A 21,381-nucleotide genomic window follows, 5' to 3' on the forward strand; every position below is an offset into this window, starting at 1 on the left:
GGTTTAGAGTTGTCGAAATAAAAATATGTTTTGGCACCAGCTACCTTGAATGGGTGAGAAGTAACGAGAACCCATTTAAAGTTTAAAAATTAGTATTCTCGATAAAAATTTAATTATTGTGGTATTACCCAAATAAAGTTAAAAAACTATTATGTTTTGGCTTTGGTGGACTACATAAACTTTTAAGAGTTGTATTAAAACTTACTTTTGGTAAATACTAAAAACATAAATATACCATAGGCAAATACCAGCAAAAAGCCTTTAATTCTGCCAATTTGCATACGCTTTGGTATAAAAATCATGGGCAACAATACAAAAGCGAAACCAAGCATCCAATAAATTTGACTTGCCATTATTTCTGGACTGTCTTTAGGAATAGGAATAGGTTTTACAATGGCAGTTAACCCCAATACAGAACCAATGTTAAAAATATTAGAGCCTATTAAATTGCCAAGAGATAGTGCTTTTTCTTGTTTGGCGGCTGCAATAACCGAAGCCGCTAATTCAGGTACACTGGTGCCAATGGCAATAAGCGATACACCAATAACGGCTTCGCTTACGCCAATTGTGGTTGCAATGTCTTTTGCGCCGTTTACCAGCCATTCGCTACCAAAATAGAGTGCCGTTGCTCCAATTAACAGCCATAAGCCAATTTTAAAATTGGATACAACTGCTAAACTGTCGTCCACATCTTCTACAGCATTGTCTTTTTTTGTGTTTCGTATAAATATGAGCATTAGTACAATAAGACCTGCAAATAAAATAGCGCCTTCGAAGGCCGATAGCAAACTGTCGTTTACTAGAAAATAATATGCTGCTGCAGAAAAAAGCATCATAGCGGGCCAGTTTAGTTTATAAAACGATTTATCTACGGCTATAGAGCCAACCATGGCGGTTATGCCCAATACCAAACCAATGTTGGCAATATTAGAGCCCACCACATTGGTAATGGCTATTGCCGGAGACCCTGAAAGTGCCGCCTGTAAACTTACCAACAGTTCTGGAGCCGAGGTTGCAAAAGAAACCACAGTCATGCCTATTACCATTTTAGAGATGCTAAACTTAAATGATAAGGCTACCGAAGCGCGTACCAAAAACTCGCCGCCCACAACCAACAAAACAAAACCAAGGATAACCAAAAGGATACTCATAAATATTTTTTTTGCGAAGATAATATAACAATTTACGATTTACGATTTTTGATTTATGATTTTTAAAACAGGTTCTGAGAACTTAAAAATTAGTTAAATAACTACTAATGTAGTTGTATAACTATAAAAATAGTTATATATTTGTGTTGCGTTAGGGATAGAACGGCATGTTTGAGCTCGCCGCTCCCGACGCTTCGGGAGAGGAAGCGAGTAGTGATAGCCCGACCCCTTTTTTGGGGAGACGCCCAAATAAAAATCAATACCATTTTCGTTTTCACGGAAATGAAAAACATACCTGTAAAATGCAAAAACTAACAAATAAAGAGGAGGAAATTATGCATATTCTATGGAAGCTCGAAAAGGCTTTTGTAAAAGATGTACTTGCTGAAATTAAAGATGATAAACCGCATTACAACACCTTATCTACCATTATTAGGAATTTAGAAGACAAAGGTTTTGTGGCTTACAATGCTTACGGAAAAACGCATCAATACTACCCAGTTGTTACTAAAGAGGATTATAAAAAACGGTTTATGATGGCGGCCATTGATAATTATTTTAACAACTCGTACAAAAATATGGTATCGTTTTTTGCCAAAGAAGAAAAGATAAGCGTGGATGAGCTTAAAGAGATTATTGCGTTAATTGAAAAACAAAAATAGCCATGGAATATTTACTTAAAGCAAGTGCCCTTATTGCTATTTTTTACCTGTGTTATAAGTTGTTTTTGCAACGCGATACTTTTTTTGAAAGCAACCGTTGGTTTTTATTGATTGGGCTGGTTGCCGCTTTTGCATTGCCTTTTGTAGTCATTCCTATTTATATTGAATACACGCCGATGCCTATCCAAAATTTTGTAATAAATGATGCTTATAGCGTCGTTGAAGCTGCTGAAGACCCTTTTAATTTTTGGCAATTGGGCGCTATTGTATATGTAGTTGGCGTGCTTTTATTTTTCATTCGGTTTTTAGTGCAATTAGGGTCTTTAGCCTTACTTATTGCAAAAAATAATAAGTACAAACAAAACGGATTTACTTTTATTGAAACCCAAACCGAAACACCACCTTTTTCGTTTTTTAAATGGATTGTTTATAACCCAAATACATTTAATAAAGACGAATTACAGCATATTATCGCGCATGAAAAAGTGCATGCAAATCAATACCATTCCATTGATATTTTAATATCGCAAATGGCATCTATCGTGTTTTGGTTTAACCCTATTACGTGGTTTTATAAAAAAGAGTTACAGCAAAATCTGGAGTTTATTGCCGATTATAAAGCGCAAAACCAAAGCTCTTGCAAAAAGAGTTATCAGCATTTATTACTAAAAACAAGTGTGGCTAATCATCACACGGCATTAACCAATAATTTTTATAATTCATTAATCAAAAAACGAATCGTTATGTTACACAAATCAAAATCCAAAAAAATCAATCTTTTAAAATATGCTTTGGTTCTGCCTTTTCTCACCCTGTTTTTAATGGGGTTTAATACGGAAGAGGTTTATGTTGAAAAGGTTTCAGAGAATAATAGCTCAACTAATATTACAAACAAAGTAGAGCAGCAGGAAATCTCTAAAGAGAGTGATAGAATAAAAATTATTTTCAGAAAAAATCTGTCTGATAAAGATTTAAAAAAAATCAAAAAAAAGTTACAGAATATGGATGTCGTTTTTACGTATAGTGAGTTAAAACGAAATACAGAAGGCGAGATTGTAAAAATTATTGCAAAATTTGAAACCGAAGGTGGTAGTTGTATATATAATAGCGATCAATCACCAATCGAACCTTTTTATTATTTCAAGCACGAAGAAACTTGCGGAGTTGGAGGTATTGAATACATAAAAACAGTTAATGATGAATTTGATTTTAAAAACTCCAAAACCTTAGACTTTGGCAGTAGTAAAAACACACATAATTCTAAAACGCAACCCAAGCGAACTACAGCAAAACAAAACCCTAAAAATCAAGAAATTAAACCGTTTAGCGTAACCATTACCAAAAACTTTACCAACAACGATTTTAAAGACGCCATTAAAAGAGGAAAAGAGAAAGGCGTAACGCTAAAATTCAGTAAAATAAAACGGAATACTAAAAATGAAATCATTGGTATTTTTGCAGAATTTAAAACCGAAAACGGATCTGGAAATTACACCATAAATAGTGGTAAGCCTATTCATTCATTTGCTTACGAGCAGGATAACGAAAGTTTTGGTTTTGCTGGTGTATCACAAAATAACGTAAAAGTTAGTGAATATTATGGCAATCTTAAATTTAAAGAAGGCAACAAGGTTATTTCTGCGGATAGCATTATATTCAATAAAAAGCATGTTAACGGCATTTTAGTTTATACAGATTCAATCAAATCAAAATCTAATCCTTGGAAAATATCTGTTGGTAGAAATGTAGCGGATTCTATTAATGCAACACCTTTAAAAACCGTGGTTGGTCATCAAACTTCAAATTCGATAGTTTTTGGCAATTCTTTAAAAGTAAAAAATGGCGTAAAGCCACTTATTCTTTTAGATGATTTAGAAATACCTGAAGAAGACCTGAATGCTATTAATCCTAATGAAATAGAATCAATCACTATACTAAAGGATAAAAAAGCTACCGCATTATACGGCGACAAAGCAAAAAATGGTGTAGTTATAATTGAAAGTAAAAACAATCAAAATTATAAAGTTAAAACAGGAAGGCCTTTGCATGAACCTAAAAACTCTTGGAAAATAGCGTCAAAAAGAAATAATAATGTTGTTTTCGCTACTAAAGACACAATCTATTTTAATGAAAAACCTAGTCTATTACAAGAAATTAAAAATGGTTATAAACATCAACCATTATATATAGTTGACGGAAAGGAAATAAATAAAAAAGAATTCAATTCTATTAATGAACAAAACATTGAATCCATTTCACAACTTAATAGTGAAGATGCAGTAAAAAAATATGGTCAAAAAGGCAAACACGGAGCTATAATACTAACAATAAGAAAGATTAGCTCACCAAAATCTATTGTAAAAATAAAAGATACAGCTTTATACATATTAGACGGCAAAGAAATTAAAAAAGATAAATTTGAAAGTATTGATCCCAACGATATTGAAAGCGTTAATGTCGTTAAAGGTGCTTCAGCCATAAAAAAATACGGCAAAAAAGCCAAAGATGGTGTGATAGAAATTACTATAAAACAAAAATAAAACTAGCTTTTTCGCACCTAATCTTTACCTTGTAATTAGCAGTAATTATTTACAAGGTTTGCCGAGTAAAAATATGTTTATAACTTAGCGTAATTATTCTAGCACGATAATTGCGCTTTGTTTTACTAATGAAAAAACTACTTATTGCACCCTTTTTGTTTTTAATAGCGATATATCAAATGTTTATATCGCCATTAACTCCAGCAACTTGTAGGTTTAACCCAACCTGTTCTCAATACGGTAAGGAAGCCTTAAAGAAACATGGTGTTTTTAAAGGTGGTTGGCTGACCATAAAACGTATATTTAAGTGTCATCCTTGGGGAGATTCTGGTTACGATCCTGTGCCTTAAATAATCGTTTAGAGCGCTTTAAAAAACCAAATAAATAGATTTTTTAAGTCTAATAATAATTGGTTAATAACTCCTAACAAATCCCTTAAATAAACAGTATCAAAATGCTTATTTTGCATCGTTATATTACATCGAAACAATAGAAATTTAAGCATGAAAGTCTGTATTGCCGAAAAACCAAGTGTAGCCCGCGAAATTGCGTCTGTTTTAGGCGCAAATACCAAGCGCGAAGGTTTTTACGAAGGCAATGGCTATGCCGTAACTTATACTTTTGGGCATTTATGCACGCTAAAAGAGCCTAACGATTACAAACCCTATTGGAAAAGCTGGGATTTAAACAATCTGCCCATGCTACCCGAAAAATTCGAAACTAAAGTGGTTGCAAATTCAGGCATACAAAAACAGTTTAAAATTGTAAAAAGTTTATTTGATAAAGCCGATGTAGTTATAAATTGTGGCGATGCGGGGCAAGAAGGCGAACTGATACAACGGTGGGTAATGAACGAAGCAAATTATAAAGGCGAAGTACAGCGTTTATGGATTTCGTCGCTAACCACCGAAGCCATTAAAGAAGGTTTTGAAAACCTAAAACCAGCAACCCAATACGATAATTTATACTACGCAGGATTTTCCAGAGCCATAGGCGATTGGTTGTTGGGCATGAATGCCACCAGGTTATACACCGTAAAACACGGCGGTTATAAACAAGTATTATCGGTTGGTCGTGTGCAAACACCAACCTTGGCCATGGTTGTAAACCGATTTAAAGACATTGAAAACTTTAAGCCACAACCCTATTGGGAGTTACAAACCCTATATCGCGATACGCTTTTTAGTTATGAAGACGGGCGTTTTCTTAAAAAAGAAGACGGCGAAGCTTTAGCCAATAAAGTAAAGGAAAGCGATTTTGAAATTGAGTCTATTACCAAAAAAAAGGGTAAAGAATATGCCCCAAAACTGTTCGATTTAACAGGACTGCAAGTGTATTGCAATACCAAGTTTGGGTTTTCGGCCGATGAAACCTTAAAGATTGTCCAAAAGTTGTACGAGCAAAAAGTAGTAACCTATCCCAGAGTAGATACCACTTTTTTGCCAAACGATGTATATCCAAAGGTTGCTGGGATTCTTCAAAAACTAACCAATTATTCAAAATTAACACAACCGCTTTTAGCTAAAAAAATAAAAAAATCGAGTCGGGTTTTTAACGATAAAAAAGTTACCGATCACCATGCCATTATCCCTACGGGTATTCAAATAAATTTGCAATATAACCAACAACAAGTTTACGATATTATTGTAAAACGATTTATAGCGGTTTTTTATGATGATTGTACGGTATCGAACACAACGGTTTTGGGGAACGCAGCAAAAGTAATTTTTAAAACTACGGGAAAAGAAATTATAGAAAAAGGCTGGCGCATCGTTTTTGAAAACCCGAATGCTAAAGAAAAAGAATCGGGTATTTTGCCAACCTTTACAAAAGGCGAAAAAGGTCCACACGAACCTTCGTTTTTAGAAAAAGAAACCAAACCACCCAAGCAATTTACCGAAGCCTCGTTATTGCGCGCTATGGAAACCGCTGGCAAACAGGTGGACGATGAAGAGTTGCGCGATTTAATGAAAGAAAACGGTATAGGGCGACCATCAACCCGAGCCAATATTATAGAAACACTTTTTAGGCGGCAATACATAAAACGGAATAAAAAACAAGTACTGCCAACGGTAACGGGTATTCAGTTGATAGATACGATTCAAAACAAATTATTAAAATCGGCCGAATTAACAGGCTCCTGGGAAAAGCAATTAAAAGATATTGAAAAAGGTGAGTTTAGCGCAGCCGCTTTTATAAAAAACATGAAGCGTATGGTAGATGCCTTGGTGTACGAAGTACGTAGCGAAACCAAGCGCGCCAACATTTCGCAAGCAATCGTAATAAAAAACAGAGCCAAAAAACCAGCAACCAAAAAGCAAGCCGGAATTACTTCCCAAATTTGTCCTAAATGTAAAAAAGGACAGCTTGTTAAAGGAAAAACCGCCTACGGTTGCAGTGCTTTTAAATCGGGTTGCAACTTTGTACTGCCATTTAAATTCGCCAATAAAAAAGTATCAGAAAAACAATTTATAAGATTACTGGAAAAAGGAAGCACCGTAAATTTAAAAGGCTTTAAAACAGAAGCCGGAACTGTTGAGGGTTTGCTTCGGTTTGATGAGGGTTTCAACTTAAAATTAGAACCTAGATCAACTTCCGCGAAAGCGAAAACAGACGAATTAATTTGTCCGAAATGCAAAAAAGGAACCGTTATAAAAGGTAAAACCGCTTACGGATGCAGTGCTTATAAATTAGGATGCGATTTTAAAATGACTTTTGATGCCGTACGAGCGAAAATAAAAGGGCAAACACCAACAAAAGAATTGGTGCATCGTATTTTAAAAGAGAGTGTGCCTTAGTGAGTTTGATAATTAATTTTTAAATAGATGAAGAAATATATTTTATGGATAATAGTTTGCGTAACATTTTACAGCTGTGCCCAGGGTAAAAAGCCGGTTTTGGGCGAAACCGAACACCAGAAAGCGCAAAACGCTTATTTTAAAGATGCCACAACATCGCCTTTAAAAGATAAAGACAGAAAGCAATTTAAGGGATTGGATTTTTTTAAGTTCGATTCTACTTACGTGGTTACCGCACGTTTTAAAAGAACACCAAACGAACCCATTTTTAAAATGAAAACCACCACAGATAGAACACCAGAATATGTTAAATATGGCGAGCTGAATTTTAATTTAAAAGGAAAAAATTTTAAGCTAAATATTTACCAAAACCAAGGATTGATAGAAACCGAAGGTTACGAAGATTATTTGTTTCTGCCTTTTTTAGATGAAACCAACGGCTTGGAAAGTTATGGTGGCGGACGCTATATTGATGCCAGAATACCCAAAGGCGATACCATAATAATAGATTTTAACAAAGCTTATAACCCATATTGCGCTTATAACGAAAAATATTCTTGCCCCATAGTACCACGTAAAAATTACTTAAAAACAAGCATTGAAGCTGGTGTTAAAGCTTTTGGGAAGTATTGAGGTTTTAGGGGTTCGTTTACCGGTTTAGGCTATGAGCTGTTGCGTGAATTTAGCCAAAACCGTTACAAGTACAAACTGAAATAGGAAAAATCAGAGATTTTTCCGTGTAGGCACAGACCTAGCAATAAATTATTGCCGTTGTTGCCAACTGTACTTTTAAATCAGTTTAGACGTTCATTGACATACTGAAAACTTTGTTTTTTTCGAGGGAAGGCAGATTGCTGACAGTAGGAAGCAAAAGAATTACTCTTTATCTTTAGATTGGAATATTTTACCTAAAACAAAGATACTGGCAAGTCCAATTACTGTTGTAGTTCCTAATGCTATTGCAAGAGTTTCGTGTCCTTCTGTTGCTAAATAAACAGTTGAAGCAATACAAAGAAGGGCTAAAGTAAAACCAAAAATTTGACCACGACCACTTTGTTTTATTTGTTTTTTTATAGCAAAATCTTCTAAATTCATACGATGTTTAGATTGATTTTCTGCCATTTTAACAACTCTTTCAGCACCGTCTTTTACTACATTATTATATTGTTGTAAAACTTCTGGTGAAGGTAATGGTCCACTAAAACTTCTTTTGATAGTAAGAACAGAAATTATTTTTTCCTTTTTCTCTTCAGAAATTTCAGGGTCGTTTAATATTTCTTGTATTTCTTGAGGAATATCATCTTCTTCTTCGTTGATTGGGTCTAAAGCTTCTGACATTTTATTTTAAGGAAAGTTCTTTTTTAACGTTTTTGATAGCTTTTTCAATGTCTTGTCCGACTACTCCCCAATCTGATTGTATAGCTTTAAAATCAGCTTCTAAAGAAGTCTTTGAGGTATTAAACTTATAGTAATTACCAAATACATTAAAAGCACTACCCATTCCAATAAAAAATGAACTTTTAGGGAATAAGAAATCAGTTCTGTACTTACGAATTTTAGTCATTTTTAAAACTATTATTTGTTTATAAGTTTGTTGTATTTGTTAATACAAAGTTACAATATAATAAAATATTATTTATTTAATTATAAGTTAAATTATATGTAAGACTATTTAATACCTCATAAGGTACATTATTTAATTCATATATTAAAACGTTATGTGTTAAAGTATATTATAAATTATATCCGCAAACAAGCAAAAAAAAGCGTCGGAAAAAATAAAGAGATTTCAGTAAGTCAGATTATTGGGTGCGAGTAAATTAGTATTGTTGCCAATGGTTCGCGGATATGCGCCTGTTTCAATGGCTTATATCCGACGGTAAACCAAGATAGCTGAAATTTTTTACAAAGTCAAGTTTTACGGCCAAACTAATGTTATGGCATTACTTATGTAAAGTCGCCGTATATTTAGGATGCATTAAATTATCTGCACTTAAAATTTTATCTAATTCTTCTTCAGAAAGCAGCTCTTTCTCGAGTATCAATTCCCGAATAGATTTTCCGGTAGCAACCGCTTCTTTTCCTATAATATCGCCCATGTGATGACCAATGTACGGGTTTAAGAACGTTATAATTCCTACTGAATTGAACACCATTTGTCTTGTATGTTCTGCATTGGCGGTAATGCCCGAAACGCATTTATTGGCCAATGTTATGCAAGCATTTGATAATAATTCTATAGACTCGAACATGCATTGTGCAATTACAGGTTCCATAACATTTAACTGTAATTGGCCAGCTTCGGCAGCAAAAGATATGGCCACATCGTTACCAATTATTTTGTAGCATACCTGATTTACAACTTCTGGGATTACAGGGTTTACCTTTGCAGGCATTATGGAAGATCCGGCTTGCATTTCTGGTAAGTTAATTTCGTTTAAACCGCAGCGGGGACCAGAGGACAATAATCGTAAATCATTACAAATCTTCGATAATTTTACAGCGGTTCTTTTAAGGCCTCCAGAAATCATAACATAAGCACCACAATCTGAAGTGGCTTCAATTAAATTTTCTGCCTTTACAAAACTGGCCTTTGTGTATTGTTGAAGAAAACCAATGGATAATTCTGTAAAACCTTCGGGTGCATTTACGCCTGTGCCAATGGCTGTAGCTCCTAAATTCACTTCTAAAATAAGATCGCGACAACGTTTCAAGCTTTTGGTTTCTTCTTTTAGATTTGCAGACCAAGCTCCAAACTCATCTCCTAAAGACATGGGTACGGCATCTTGTAACTGTGTTCTGCCCATTTTCAAAACGTTTTTAAAGTCTGCCGCTTTTTTGTCTAATGTTGTAGTTAACACATTTGTTTTTTCCAGTAAGTGATTAATGTAATAATAAATGGCAACCCTAAACCCTGTTGGGTAGGCATCGTTTGTAGATTGCGATCTGTTTACATGGTCGTTGGGGTTTATAATATTATAACTCCCTTTCTCGTATCCTTTTAGCGTTAAAGCAACATTGGCAATAACTTCGTTAGTGTTCATGTTTACCGAGGTTCCAGCGCCACCCTGAAATACATCTGATGGAAAGTACTTAACGTACTTTTCTAGGTTTTCCAGTATTTCATTACAAGCTTCAATAATCATGTCTGCTTTATCTGCTGGAATTGTGCCTATTTCTTTATTTGCAGCTGCACAAGCTTTTTTTGTAATAACCATGCCTTTTATAAAAAAAGGATAATCGCCAATTACAGATTGCGATATTTTAAAATTATTTACGGCGCGTTGGGTATGCACGCCATATAATAAATCGTTGTTTAGTTTTAAATCGCCTAGTAAATCGGTTTCTATTCTTGTTTTCATGAGGTCTTATTTTTTATTATATCTTTTTTAAGATTTTATGGTTTAATTGAAGCTAGCAAAACCCTGTAAATCCTTAACCCAATAATGCGGGTTGTATATTGGTTTTGCAGCTATATTCTTGTAGTATTTAATAATGGGCACATGTATCATTTTACCAAAAAGAGCCCTAAAAAAACGGCCAAAAAGCCTATTGCAAAACTCGCAATCGTGTATAAAGCAAAGCTTGTAAAATCGCCAGATTTTAAAAATACATGGTTTTCGTAAGCAAAAGTAGAAAAGGTTGTAAAGCCACCGCAAAACCCAGTTGCCAAAAGCAAGGTCTGGCTTTGGGATAAGCTGTTGTTTTTTGCGGCCAAACCTAAAATTATACCAATAAGCAAGCTGCCAATAATGTTTGCGGCAAATGTGCCGTAGGGTATTCCTGTTTCGGTGGAGTTTAAATATTTACCAATTATAAAGCGTAACATGCTCCCAAGGCCACCGCCAACAAAAACCAATACTAGTTGCTTCATTTATTTAGTTATTCTTTTATAGGAATATAAATTTCGGTTACCCAATTGGCAGGATTGGGTACATTGTCGGGGTCTGTTTGGTAAATTTCAAAAGGAAACATATCCGATTGCTGTATATTGTTTTCCGCTACATGTTTCTGTGCAGCTTCCCAAGCCTTTGGTAGGTTGGTGTAATTTCCTTTTAAGGTAGTTTTTAATGCTTTGGTTTTGGGCATATAACCACAAAGTACCTTGCTGTCTCCAGTTACCGTAATTTTGTTTTGTACGGGTATTGCCTGACTCATAATAATACCGCTTTCGGCAGCATCCATGTTGTGGTAAATGGTAAAAGGCATGCCTTGTTGTTTAATGGATTGGCTAGCCATAAAACGCATAATGTCTCCGTATTGTTGGCCCATTATTTGGCTAATGTTGGCTCCGGTGGCCGAGGTTGTTTTGTACATGTAAAACCCGCCGCCATATTCGGTAATGCCATCAATGGTTACAGAGTATTTTTTCATGTCTGCATTTATAATGCTATCTAGCTTAAATAGGCCTCTTTCAAAATCTGCTGCTGTGTTTTCTTCAATAGAACCAGCAAATGTGGTGTACATTTTGGTCATAAAATCTTGCTTGCCTGTCATGTTCCAGGTTACTTTGGTGCCGGCATCGGTGTTTTCAAAAAACCAGTTTATATTAGATCGAGACTCGAAAGGTTTAATAAATTCAATATGTTGGCTTATTTTTTTGTCAGTTTCAACAGCAATGGTTTTCATGTTGCCTTCGCCTAAAATTTCACCATTCCAAGCGTAATTACCGTCAACTCCAGATGTTTTTTTGCCAAAATTTAACTCTGCGTTGGGCTCTTTTTCTATCCAAGGCGAAAAATCGGGCCAGTTCTTAAAGTCGTTTACTTTGTTAAAAATCATAGATTTGGGCGCTTTAATAACCGTACTTCTCGAAAAATCGAATTCATTGGGCTGTACAGCAACATAAATGGCCGTTCCTATTATACCTATAAGCAATAAAAACAGGATGTATTTTAGTGTTTTCATCATAAAAAATTATGCTAAATATTAAAATTCAAATATAATCATTTTAATCTTTGATTAATAAATTATTACCTTTACCGCTCTAAAATTTTATATTCGGCAATCGAAATGGTTTTTTTTGAATAATCACTATTTTCTGAATTTAACTTGTCTTACAGTACAGTATATCTAAAATTAATATAAATGAAACTAAAAACAGTATTAAGTATTGCTTTAGCGGCAAGCTTTTTGTTATCCTGCGGAAATAATACATCCAAAAAGCACAGCGATACCCAAAACCAAAAAGAAACCACGGCATTTAATTACACCGTCGAGCAATTTGCCGATATTAAAATATTGCGTTATCAAATCCCCGGTTGGGAGCAACTCACTTTAAAAGAGCAAAAGTTGGTGTATTACTTAACCCAAGCAGGTTTGGCTGGTAGAGATATAATGTGGGACCAGAATTACCGGCACAATCTAAAAATAAGAAATGACTTAGAGCAGGTCTATACCAATTACAATGGCGATAAAACGACTGATAATTGGAAGGCTTTCGAGGTGTATTTAAAACGGGTTTGGTTTAGCAATGGCATTCATCACCACTATTCCAACGCTAAGTTGAAACCCGAATTTTCTTCAGACTATTTAAAAACATTATTAGCTGAAACCAATGTAACTTTAGAAGGTGAAGCTTTTGAAGTTATTTTTAACGATACCGATTCCAAAAAAGTAAATCAAGCCAAGGGAGTTGATAATGTAGCACTTTCGGCAGTTAATTTTTATGGGCAAAATGTAAGCAATGCCGATGTTGAAAGCTTTTATAAGGCTAAAGTGTCGCCAAATCCAGAAAAACCATTGTCCTACGGATTAAATTCCAAGTTGGTAAAAGAAAACGGTGTGCTAAAAGAACGCGTTTATAAATCAGGAGGCCTTTACGGATCTGCTATAGATGAAATTGTTAAATGGCTGGAATTGGCAAAAGGGGTTGCCGAAAATGAAGCACAAGGAAATGCCCTTGGGTTATTGATTGATTATTACAAAACCGGCGATTTGCAAACCTGGGACGATTACAATGTAGCGTGGACAGCAGCTACCCAGGGCAATGTAGATTATATTAACGGTTTTGTTGAAGTGTATAACGACCCATTGGGTTATAGGGGCTCTTATGAAAATATCGTTCAAATAAACGATTTTGATATGTCTCAAAAAATGAAGGTTTTGTCGGACAACGCCCAATGGTTTGAAGATAATTCGCCCTTAATGGAAGCACACAAAAAGAAAAATGTAGTTGGCGTTACCTACAAAGTAGTAAACGTAGCCGGAGAGGCTGGCGACGCCTCACCAAGTACGCCAATAGGTGTAAACCTGCCAAATGCCAATTGGATACGCGCAGCAGTTGGTAGCAAATCGGTGTCTTTGGGCAACATTATAAATGCTTACAACAATGCAGGTAGTACTGGACGATTAAAAGAATTTGTGCACGATGATGAAGAATTAAAATTAGAAGAAGCCCATGGGCAATTAGCCGATAAATTGCATACCGCACTGCACGAAGTTATCGGGCACGCCTCGGGGCAATTGAACCCTGGCGTTGGAGAAACCAAGGAAACCCTTAAAAATTACGCCTCGACACTTGAAGAAGGTCGAGCCGATTTAGTAGCCCTTTATTATCTATATAACCCGAAAATACAAGAATTAGGATTGGTTAAAGATTGGAGAGCCATAGGAAAAGCCGCTTTTGATGGCTATATAAGAAACGGATTGCTAACGCAGTTAATCCGTTTAAATTTAGGCGACGATGTTGAAGAAGCGCACATGCGCAACAGGCAATGGGTATCGGCTTGGGCATACGAAAAAGGAAAAGCCGATAACGTGATTGAAAAGGTAACACGCAACGGCAAAACCTATTTTAATATTAACGATTATAATAAATTGCACGATTTGTTCGGGCAATTATTACGCGAAACACAACGCATAAAATCTGAAGGAGATTATGCTGCCGTAGAAGCTCTGGTTGAAGGTTACGGCGTAAAAGTAGATCAAACCATACACGCCGAAGTATTGGAAAGGAACAAGCAGTTTACATCGGCACCGTACAGCGGCTTTGTTAATCCTGTTTTAGTTGCCCAAAAAAATGAGGCTGAAGAAATTACAGCCATTAAAGTTATCCAACCAGAAACATTTGCCGGCCAGATGTTAGATTATAGCAAAAATTATGGTTTTTTACCAGAAGTGAATTAATTAAGTGTTATTAATAATTCCGATTAAAAACAGAATCTTATTTTTCAAGGTTCTGTTTTTTTGTTTACGCTAAAAGCTAAAAGAATTAAATTAACAATAATAAGTATGGCTATAATTAACAGTATTTTCATGCCTTTAGTTTGTTTGTTATTTAATAGATGCAACTTTTAACAAAAGGTTGCGTTAAATATTAACATTTATTTATATAACAGTTAAAAATGGTTTTTTCCTACTCTAAAATCTTTAATTTAATTCTTTATTATACGCTTAATTATGGTTTTATCAGTTGTTTTTATTTTTAATAGATACATGCCAGAATTTAAGTTGCTAACATCAACTACCGTTATTTCAGATGGTAGTTTTAACTTTAAAACCTGTTTTCCGGCCATATCAAATAGGGTGGCCTGTTCCGCATCCGTATGGTTTAGCTTGATGTTTAAAGTATTTGATACGGGGTTGGGGTAGATTTTTATGGTGTTTATTTCATTTTCATCAACACTTAAACTTCCAATGTTTAGGGTAATGGGCTGTCTTTTTATAATCATGTCCGGCACATCAGCATTTTTTATTTCGCAATGGTAAACACCGCTATCGGTAACTTGGGCGTTAACGATAAGGTATGTATCGCTGTTGGCATTTTCAGTTAACGCCACGCCATCTTTAAACCATTGGTAGTTGTTTGCCGTGAGCGCGGTTTTTTTGGTCATTCCTTTTGCTACCGTTGGTATTTCGGTAAGGGTTAACGTGATGTCGTCGCCTATAGCGGCCGTTGTTTCAACGGGCGGGTCTGTGGTGAATTGCGGGTTAAATCTAAAGTCTGGAATATTGGCTTGGTATGTCGCAAATTCATCAGCTATATCTGTAAATTTAAAGAAATTGTCTTGCATCCAAAGTAGCTCTAGCGGCAATGCTGTTAAGTCGGGGAAATCTCCAGAAAACGCACTGCTATTATATTCTGAACTTGAACCAACAGAGCCTTGTAAATATAAGCGTTTTAACTTTGTAAGGTTTTGAAAAGAAGTTGGGATTGTGCCTGTTAATCCGTTTTGGTTTAGCCAAAGGGTTTCAAGATTTACCAAATTCCCAATTTCAGGAGGGATAGGGCCGGAAAATGTATTTGGTGATAGATCCATGTGAGTTAATTTGATCAGGTTTCCAATTTCTGGAGGGATGTTTCCTGTTAATTGATTTGTAAAAAATCCTAAATATGTTAACTCTGTTAAGTCTCCAATTTCCGGAGGAATACTTCCCGTTAGGTTATTATTACCTAAATTGAGGTTTGTAACACGGTTAGAGCTATCAAGTGTAATGCCATGCCATAATTGCAATGGTTTGGTGTTGTCTAGCCAATTGCTGTTGTCGGTCCAATTATCGCCATTTGTACTGTTGTAAATGGCTACTAATGCATTATAATCCGGATTTTCGTTAGGCGGAATGGTAACTAGGTAAGTACCAAGCCCAAAACTTAAATTAAAGACTAATGTATTATATGCAACACAGTCGTACACACCAAGTTGGCTCGCCGTAATATTCGAGATTCGAAGATTTGGTTGTGTAGGATCTGTAATATTGGGGTATGAATTTATATCGATTGGTGCCCCGTTAAAATACCATTGGTACATGGTGTTTGCTCCCGAAACTATTTCAGAAGAAAAATCTATTGAATCTCCTATACTTATAAATTTAACAGAAACTTCAGAAACTGTAGAATTGATAGGTTTTTGAGGAAAGTACACATAACCAACACCTAATTTATCTTGATAATTGGTGAAAGAGGGTTCTAAATCTGCGAATCGGAAATTGTTTTCACTTATATAAACATAATCAAGGTTTATATTGGATGAAATATCTGGAACAAGTCCCGCTAAATTATTAGCCCAAAGTACAAGGCCGCCAAGTTGGGTTAAGTTGGTTATGGATTGTGGAATGCTTCCTGTAAGATTGTTGATACCAAGTTCTAAGTTGAATAAATTAGAAAAGTTGCCTATTTCATTGGGAATTTCACCTGTTAAATTGTTGTTGTTTAAATATATTGATGTTACCCTAGAGTTGCCATCGCCCAATAATGTGCCTAAACCGTACCACGTATTTATAGGTTCATCGCTTAGCCAATTGGTGTTGTTGGTCCAATTATCACCATCCGTAGCGTTGTAAAAAGCGACCAAAGCATCGTATTCTGGGTGTAAAGCGGGTAGTCTATTGAGCGTAGTAATCCCAGTTCTCATAGTTAACCCAGTAACTAATGTATTAAATGCATAACAAGAATAAACTCCCATCTCGTTTAGCTGTACATTTTCCAATTCCAATGAAGTAGAATTAGCTCCACTTATAGCTTCAGAACCGAAAAACCATTGGTAGTATGTGTTTAAGCCACTTACAGGTGCAGAATTTAGAGTTATATTATCTCCTACATTTAAAGTTTGTTCCACAATGTAGTTCGCTTCTGGATTTTTTTGGGGTGCATAATAAAATTGAGCAATGTTGTTTTGGTATAATGTAAATTCATCCTCAAAATCCCCAAATTGGAAATTGTTGTTATCAAAAGTTAGCACAAACAAGCTCTGCTGGGTAAAATCGGGAATGTTCCCACTTAAGTTATTAGCTCCCAAAGCCAATCTTGTTAAGTTTGGTAATGTGGTTAGCTCGTTGGGTACATTTCCAGATAGGTTGTTTAAAGCGAGGTCTAACCATTCTAAGGTTTGAATATTGCCAAGCGTTGAAGGGATTGCTCCTGTTAAATTGTTCTCTGCCAAATCGAGAAAAGTGAGGTTGGATAGGTTGCTTATCAAATCAGGAATAGTACCATCAATATTATTTTGCCTTAAATTAACACTTGTTACACGCCCATTTGTTTCGGTAATACCGTACCAAGTCGATAGCGGTTTAGTGGTATCGAGCCAATTGGAGTCATTATACCAGCTATTGCCATTTAAAGCATTATACAAAGCAACCAATGCATCATAATCTGGATGATTTTCATAGGTTAAACAATCTGGGTTGCCATCGGCATCCATATCCACATATGCAGGGTCTGCCTGTTGTGCGGTTTCGTAGAACTCTATTTTATCAATTACCATATCTACTGTAGACAATCCGAACTCTAATCTCAATCTGAATTTATTACTTGTATGTGTATTAAAGTTAACATAAAAATTATTGAACGTTAAATAAGACCAATTCGATGTGAAATTATAATGGTTATTGAAATGCCTATATACCCCATTTTCATCAACTAAAACCCATCTTAAGGCATCGCCGTCCACATTTCCAATTCTTTTAACAGGGATTTTAAAATTATACGCTACGCCTTCTTCTAAAATAAATTCTTCGGAAAAAATAACATGGTTTTCAAAAGTACTGGCATTAGGTGCTGTAACGTAAAGTGATTTACTACCGTGCAGAATATTATTTGCGTCTTCATTTAAAGAAAAAAACGATTGATTTTGCGGAATGCTCCATCCTGTGAAATTGGACTCAAAGCTCAAATTACCAATTTTTGAAGAGGCTACGTTTATGCATGGATCGATACAATCTAGTACACCGTCGCCATCTGTATCAATATTTGGACATTGGCTCCAGGAGGCTGTTTGACAAAGAAGGGCAAAACTGAAAAAAAGTAAAAATCGTTTCATAACGAGAGGGTTTTAATAGTTAAAAAATTATTGTTAATAGCTACGGTAAACCTAGTTAAATACTGTGCACAAAAAAATCCCCAGTACTGGGGATTTTGTTAACCTTCGTCGAAAACTTTAACGATTAACGGTAAGTTATGGCTTATTGCTTTATGATGCGTTTTATAGCCATCTCGTTTCCAGACCGTAATTTAAGCAGGTACATGCCTTTTGATAACCCTGAAATGTCAATGGTTTTATTTGGTGATTTAATTTTTGAAATAAGTTTTCCGGTTACATCGATAATCTCAACAGATTCTATTTTTGTTTTCGAAATGATATTTACATGATTTTTAGCAGGGTTTGGGTAAATAGCGGTGCTTAAAACCGCATCAATAGAATTTACGGACAACGTGCTTTTATCCACTTTAAACAACCAATAATCGGTATCTCCAATTGGGGCTTCGGTATTGTCGCCGGATAAATCATCTACCGACGATACAACAACGTAATTGCGATCGTTGGTCTCAACTATTTGCTCGGGATATTCGGTTGAGTTTGTACCATAGGTTTTATCGGCAATAAGGTTTCCGCTGGCATCCAATTCTATCAGCCAAATATCGCTGCTGTTGCTATCTTCGGTTTTATCGCCAGAAATAGGGGATAGTGTTTCTGCAGCAAACACATAACCGCCACTGGTTTTTTCGAATCCATGGGGTGTGTATTCGTCATCCGATCCGCCAATGGTGTTTTGCCATTGTATATCGCCGGTGCTATTTGTTTTTATAAACCAAAGGTCCCAACCGCCATTTGTGTTTTCTGTTTTTTCGCCACCGATATTGGAATCTGAATCTCCAGCTAAAAGGTAACCACCATCTGCGGTAGGTATTAAAGCCGAAAGTGCGGTAACCGAATTTGATGTGCCACCAAAGGATTTTTGCCAATCGATAGTATTGGTGCTACTGACTTTAACCATCCAATAATCTTCATTATTGCTGGAGTTAACGGTTTTGTCGCCAGAAATACCCGATTCGGCGATAACGCCAAGAACATAGCCGCCGTCTGGGGTAAGTACAATGCTCATAACTTCTTCATCGGCATCGCCGCCAAAAGTCTTGTCCCAAAGCAAGGTGCCGGTGCTGGTTATTTTTATGGTCCAGGCATCTGAAAAGCCTCTTGAGTTTTCCGATTTATCGCCAGATATGTTTGAGGCTGAGTCGCCCGTGATAAGCAAATCGCCAGTCGTTGTTTCCTTTATAGCAACACCAAATTCATAATCTGAACCCCCAAAGGTTTTGTCCCAGATTTTAGTGCCGAAACTATTTATTCTAACAATCCAAAAATCGAAATCACCTTTTGAGTTTTCAGATTTATCGCCGGAAATATTAGAGTTGGAGTCGCCCACTATAACAAAATCGCCATTTGCAGTTTCAATAGCCGAAACAGGATAGTCGTTTCCGCTACCACCAAAGGTTTTATCCCATTGTACAATGCCAATGCTGTTGGTTTTAACGATCCAAAAATCGGAGTTGCCTTTTGAGTTTTCAGACTTATCGCCCGATATACCAGACTCTGAGGCGCCCACGATTAAAAAACCGCCATCGGAAGTGTGGATAACATCTTCAACATCATCATAAGTATTGCCACCAATGGTGTTTTGCCAGATTATTTGGGCGTTTGCAGTAAAAACCGTTAAGGATAACAAGGTTAAAAAAAGTAATAATCGCTTCATAATGAGAGGGTTTTATAGATTAATGTTTATAGTTTCTCAAACTTATGAAATGATATAAAGTGAAAAAATCCCCAATATTGGGGATATTTGGATTGTTTGTTAAAATTATTTTTTTAGAATATTCGAAGAAAAACGATAAGTGAACGAAATAAATGGATTAAATCTGTAATATTCAATATTTACAGTAGATTTATCAACTGCTTCGCTAAGTTCTTGACCAACGTTGTATAAGTTGTTTAAACGTTTCTGTTTGTGTAGTGAAATGCCTCCTGTGATAAAAACATTCTGGCCAATATAATAGGAGCCTCCAATAAAAGCTGAAATATTTTCAGTATCAAACCCTATTCCGCCTGTTGGAGCAAATCCGCTATCTTTTTCAAGATTGATAAAAGAAAATTGTATTAGCGGAATAATTTGTAAAATTTCTTGGCTGCCATCCCTTTTTATTTTAAAAAGATCACCATCTTTAACTGTTCTATAGGTATCTTTATTGATTAAAAAGTTTGAAGAAATACCCACAGAAGAAATCCATTTTTTATTTTTCAAACTATTGTAAGTTATTTTAATTTCTCGAACTAATTTGTTGGTTTCAACACTCATTATTTGAACGACAACTTCAAATTTTGTTCTGTTCTTAATTTCAAATTCAAAAAACCTTTCGTACTCAAATTTTATTGTATCAAATTGATTCTCTTTTGTAAATTCATTTTTATCGATTTCTAATGGAGGCTCTACAAAAATAGTTTGCTCCTGTTTTATATTTATATAATGAATATTATTATCAATTTTACCATAAACTTTTAACTTGTACTTTCCTTTTTTTAAAGTTTCTTCAATGTTATTGGCTATATCATTAAGATTGACAGCCAAATTAATGGTCTCATTTTTTTTCTCTTGGATTTTTGATTTTTGCGCATTCGAAATGATGGTCGAGAATAATACAAGAAATAGTAAAGTTTTCATAATGGATTGGTTTTAGTTAATGACTTATCCCAAATATCATGAAATACTAAAAGCCAAACCATCCCCAATACTGGGTAAATCCTAAAACCTGTATTTCTTCTCCAGCGCATAGCGCATCAATTCGCCTTTGCCTTGTAGCCCCAGAATACGCACCATGTTTTTACGGTGGGTATCGACGGTATGTATGCCTATAAACAGTAAATCGGCGATTTCGCGCGAGGTCTTGCCTTGGGCTATAAGCTCTAAAATTTCTATTTGGCGTTTTGTTAAAAGGCCTTTCTTTTTGGTGGGGCTTTCTTTGTTTAAGGCATTGGTGTTAATGTGGGCATCGAAATAATTATCGCCTTTTGAAACTGTTATAATGGCTTGGAGCACTTCTTTTAACGATGAGTTTTTTAAAATATACCCCGATGCGCCGGCATCCATCATTTTCTGTATCGCTTCAATCTGGTCGAACATGGTAAAGGCCAACACGTAAATTTCCGGATACTTTTTTTTAATTTGCCTTGTGGCCTCGATACCATCCATTTTTGGCATCCTAATATCGGTTAAAACCACATTGGGCCGTTTTTTCTCCACAATTACCAAAAGGGCTTCGCCATCGTTGGCTGTTCCCACAATAGATATTCCGTCTTCGTATTCCAAAAGCAGTTTTATGCCATCAATAAGCGATTGGTGGTCTTCGGCTATGGCCAGTCGTATCATTTTGTTGGTTGTTAAGTTTCTATGTTTATAGTTTGTTGCTGGGTTATTCGAAAATTAATGTTTAGCATTTTAAAATTCCAAATTCCAAATT

The 21,381-nt window shown here is 35.6% G+C and carries 16 protein-coding genes; 6 read left to right on the forward strand and 10 right to left on the reverse strand.

What is annotated here, in order from left to right; translation table 11 throughout:
• Nucleotides 1–194 precede the first annotated feature (194 nt).
• Nucleotides 195–1,151, reverse strand: a complete 957-nt coding sequence (locus tag ACFSQS_RS06790; protein ID WP_388016082.1) for a calcium/sodium antiporter — start codon at nt 1,149–1,151, stop codon at nt 195–197.
• Between the two features lie 302 nt (nt 1,152–1,453).
• On the opposite strand from ACFSQS_RS06790, the gene ACFSQS_RS06795 reads away from it, so the two are divergent.
• The 5 genes from ACFSQS_RS06795 to ACFSQS_RS06815 all read left to right on the forward strand — a co-directional run bounded on the left by ACFSQS_RS06795 (nt 1,454) and on the right by ACFSQS_RS06815 (nt 7,784).
• Nucleotides 1,454–1,813 (forward strand): BlaI/MecI/CopY family transcriptional regulator, encoded by a 360-nt coding sequence (locus ACFSQS_RS06795; RefSeq protein ID WP_388016085.1) that lies wholly within the window; start codon nt 1,454–1,456, stop codon nt 1,811–1,813.
• Nucleotides 1,814–1,815: 2 nt separating this feature from the next.
• On the forward strand, nt 1,816–4,353 hold the full coding sequence (locus ACFSQS_RS06800) for a M56 family metallopeptidase (protein ID WP_388016088.1): 2,538 nt from the start codon (nt 1,816–1,818) through the stop codon (nt 4,351–4,353).
• A 128-nt stretch (nt 4,354–4,481) separates the two neighbouring features.
• A complete protein-coding gene (gene yidD / locus ACFSQS_RS06805; protein ID WP_388016091.1) occupies nt 4,482–4,703 on the forward strand; it encodes a membrane protein insertion efficiency factor YidD in 222 nt (73 codons plus the stop codon).
• 153 nt (nt 4,704–4,856) lie between these two features.
• Nucleotides 4,857–7,151 (forward strand): type IA DNA topoisomerase, encoded by a 2,295-nt coding sequence (locus tag ACFSQS_RS06810; protein ID WP_388016094.1) that lies wholly within the window; start codon nt 4,857–4,859, stop codon nt 7,149–7,151.
• Nucleotides 7,152–7,178: 27 nt separating this feature from the next.
• Complete coding sequence (locus ACFSQS_RS06815) at nt 7,179–7,784, forward strand: DUF1684 domain-containing protein (protein ID WP_388016097.1); 606 nt, start codon at nt 7,179–7,181, stop codon at nt 7,782–7,784.
• A gap of 243 nt (nt 7,785–8,027) precedes the next feature.
• On the opposite strand, the gene ACFSQS_RS06820 is transcribed toward ACFSQS_RS06815, so the two are convergent.
• From ACFSQS_RS06820 to ACFSQS_RS06840, 5 genes are all read right to left on the reverse strand, one after another.
• Nucleotides 8,028–8,489 (reverse strand): DUF2335 domain-containing protein, encoded by a 462-nt coding sequence (locus tag ACFSQS_RS06820; RefSeq protein WP_388016100.1) that lies wholly within the window; start codon nt 8,487–8,489, stop codon nt 8,028–8,030.
• A gap of 1 nt (nt 8,490) precedes the next feature.
• Nucleotides 8,491–8,715 (reverse strand): hypothetical protein, encoded by a 225-nt coding sequence (locus ACFSQS_RS06825; protein ID WP_117174494.1) that lies wholly within the window; start codon nt 8,713–8,715, stop codon nt 8,491–8,493.
• Nucleotides 8,716–9,094: 379 nt separating this feature from the next.
• Entirely contained in the window at nt 9,095–10,513 is a 1,419-nt protein-coding gene (aspA, locus tag ACFSQS_RS06830; RefSeq protein ID WP_388016104.1) for an aspartate ammonia-lyase, read from the reverse strand.
• 146 nt (nt 10,514–10,659) lie between these two features.
• Nucleotides 10,660–11,025 (reverse strand): fluoride efflux transporter CrcB, encoded by a 366-nt coding sequence (crcB, locus tag ACFSQS_RS06835; RefSeq protein WP_388016107.1) that lies wholly within the window; start codon nt 11,023–11,025, stop codon nt 10,660–10,662.
• Between the two features lie 8 nt (nt 11,026–11,033).
• On the reverse strand, nt 11,034–12,062 hold the full coding sequence (locus ACFSQS_RS06840) for an SRPBCC family protein (protein ID WP_388016110.1): 1,029 nt from the start codon (nt 12,060–12,062) through the stop codon (nt 11,034–11,036).
• Between the two features lie 177 nt (nt 12,063–12,239).
• Here ACFSQS_RS06840 and ACFSQS_RS06845 point away from each other — a divergent pair, with 177 nt between their 5' ends.
• Nucleotides 12,240–14,279 (forward strand): dipeptidyl-peptidase 3 family protein, encoded by a 2,040-nt coding sequence (locus tag ACFSQS_RS06845; protein ID WP_388016113.1) that lies wholly within the window; start codon nt 12,240–12,242, stop codon nt 14,277–14,279.
• 248 nt (nt 14,280–14,527) lie between these two features.
• Here ACFSQS_RS06845 and ACFSQS_RS06850 read toward each other — a convergent pair whose 3' ends face one another.
• The 4 genes from ACFSQS_RS06850 to ACFSQS_RS06865 all read right to left on the reverse strand — a co-directional run bounded on the left by ACFSQS_RS06850 (nt 14,528) and on the right by ACFSQS_RS06865 (nt 21,290).
• On the reverse strand, nt 14,528–17,911 hold the full coding sequence (locus tag ACFSQS_RS06850; protein WP_388016116.1) for a T9SS type A sorting domain-containing protein: 3,384 nt from the start codon (nt 17,909–17,911) through the stop codon (nt 14,528–14,530).
• Between the two features lie 142 nt (nt 17,912–18,053).
• Entirely contained in the window at nt 18,054–19,622 is a 1,569-nt protein-coding gene (locus ACFSQS_RS06855) for a T9SS type A sorting domain-containing protein (protein ID WP_388016119.1), read from the reverse strand.
• Nucleotides 19,623–19,727: 105 nt separating this feature from the next.
• Nucleotides 19,728–20,585: a hypothetical protein gene (locus ACFSQS_RS06860; protein WP_388016122.1), complete on the reverse strand. Its 858-nt coding sequence runs from the start codon at nt 20,583–20,585 to the stop codon at nt 19,728–19,730.
• Nucleotides 20,586–20,666: 81 nt separating this feature from the next.
• Entirely contained in the window at nt 20,667–21,290 is a 624-nt protein-coding gene (locus tag ACFSQS_RS06865) for a response regulator (protein ID WP_388016125.1), read from the reverse strand.
• Between the last annotated feature and the right edge of the window lie 91 nt (nt 21,291–21,381).

This window comes from Gelatiniphilus marinus, from assembly GCF_042684345.1.
In the GTDB taxonomy this organism is placed as follows: Bacteria; Bacteroidota; Bacteroidia; order Flavobacteriales; family Flavobacteriaceae; genus Gelatiniphilus; species Gelatiniphilus marinus.

What these genes read in the sequence shown, in the direction of transcription:
- ACFSQS_RS06790 (WP_388016082.1), bottom strand. Translation starts at nt 1,151, where the DNA reads ATGAGTATCCTTTTGGTTATCCTTGGTTTTGTTTTGTTGGTTGTGGGC.
- ACFSQS_RS06795 (WP_388016085.1), top strand. Translation starts at nt 1,454, where the DNA reads ATGCAAAAACTAACAAATAAAGAGGAGGAAATTATGCATATTCTATGG.
- ACFSQS_RS06800 (WP_388016088.1), top strand. Translation starts at nt 1,816, where the DNA reads ATGGAATATTTACTTAAAGCAAGTGCCCTTATTGCTATTTTTTACCTG.
- yidD (WP_388016091.1), top strand. Translation starts at nt 4,482, where the DNA reads ATGAAAAAACTACTTATTGCACCCTTTTTGTTTTTAATAGCGATATAT.
- ACFSQS_RS06810 (WP_388016094.1), top strand. Translation starts at nt 4,857, where the DNA reads ATGAAAGTCTGTATTGCCGAAAAACCAAGTGTAGCCCGCGAAATTGCG.
- ACFSQS_RS06815 (WP_388016097.1), top strand. Translation starts at nt 7,179, where the DNA reads ATGAAGAAATATATTTTATGGATAATAGTTTGCGTAACATTTTACAGC.
- ACFSQS_RS06820 (WP_388016100.1), bottom strand. Translation starts at nt 8,489, where the DNA reads ATGTCAGAAGCTTTAGACCCAATCAACGAAGAAGAAGATGATATTCCT.
- ACFSQS_RS06825 (WP_117174494.1), bottom strand. Translation starts at nt 8,715, where the DNA reads ATGACTAAAATTCGTAAGTACAGAACTGATTTCTTATTCCCTAAAAGT.
- aspA (WP_388016104.1), bottom strand. Translation starts at nt 10,513, where the DNA reads ATGAAAACAAGAATAGAAACCGATTTACTAGGCGATTTAAAACTAAAC.
- crcB (WP_388016107.1), bottom strand. Translation starts at nt 11,025, where the DNA reads ATGAAGCAACTAGTATTGGTTTTTGTTGGCGGTGGCCTTGGGAGCATG.
- ACFSQS_RS06840 (WP_388016110.1), bottom strand. Translation starts at nt 12,062, where the DNA reads ATGATGAAAACACTAAAATACATCCTGTTTTTATTGCTTATAGGTATA.
- ACFSQS_RS06845 (WP_388016113.1), top strand. Translation starts at nt 12,240, where the DNA reads ATGAAACTAAAAACAGTATTAAGTATTGCTTTAGCGGCAAGCTTTTTG.
- ACFSQS_RS06850 (WP_388016116.1), bottom strand. Translation starts at nt 17,911, where the DNA reads ATGAAACGATTTTTACTTTTTTTCAGTTTTGCCCTTCTTTGTCAAACA.
- ACFSQS_RS06855 (WP_388016119.1), bottom strand. Translation starts at nt 19,622, where the DNA reads ATGAAGCGATTATTACTTTTTTTAACCTTGTTATCCTTAACGGTTTTT.
- ACFSQS_RS06860 (WP_388016122.1), bottom strand. Translation starts at nt 20,585, where the DNA reads ATGAAAACTTTACTATTTCTTGTATTATTCTCGACCATCATTTCGAAT.
- ACFSQS_RS06865 (WP_388016125.1), bottom strand. Translation starts at nt 21,290, where the DNA reads ATGATACGACTGGCCATAGCCGAAGACCACCAATCGCTTATTGATGGC.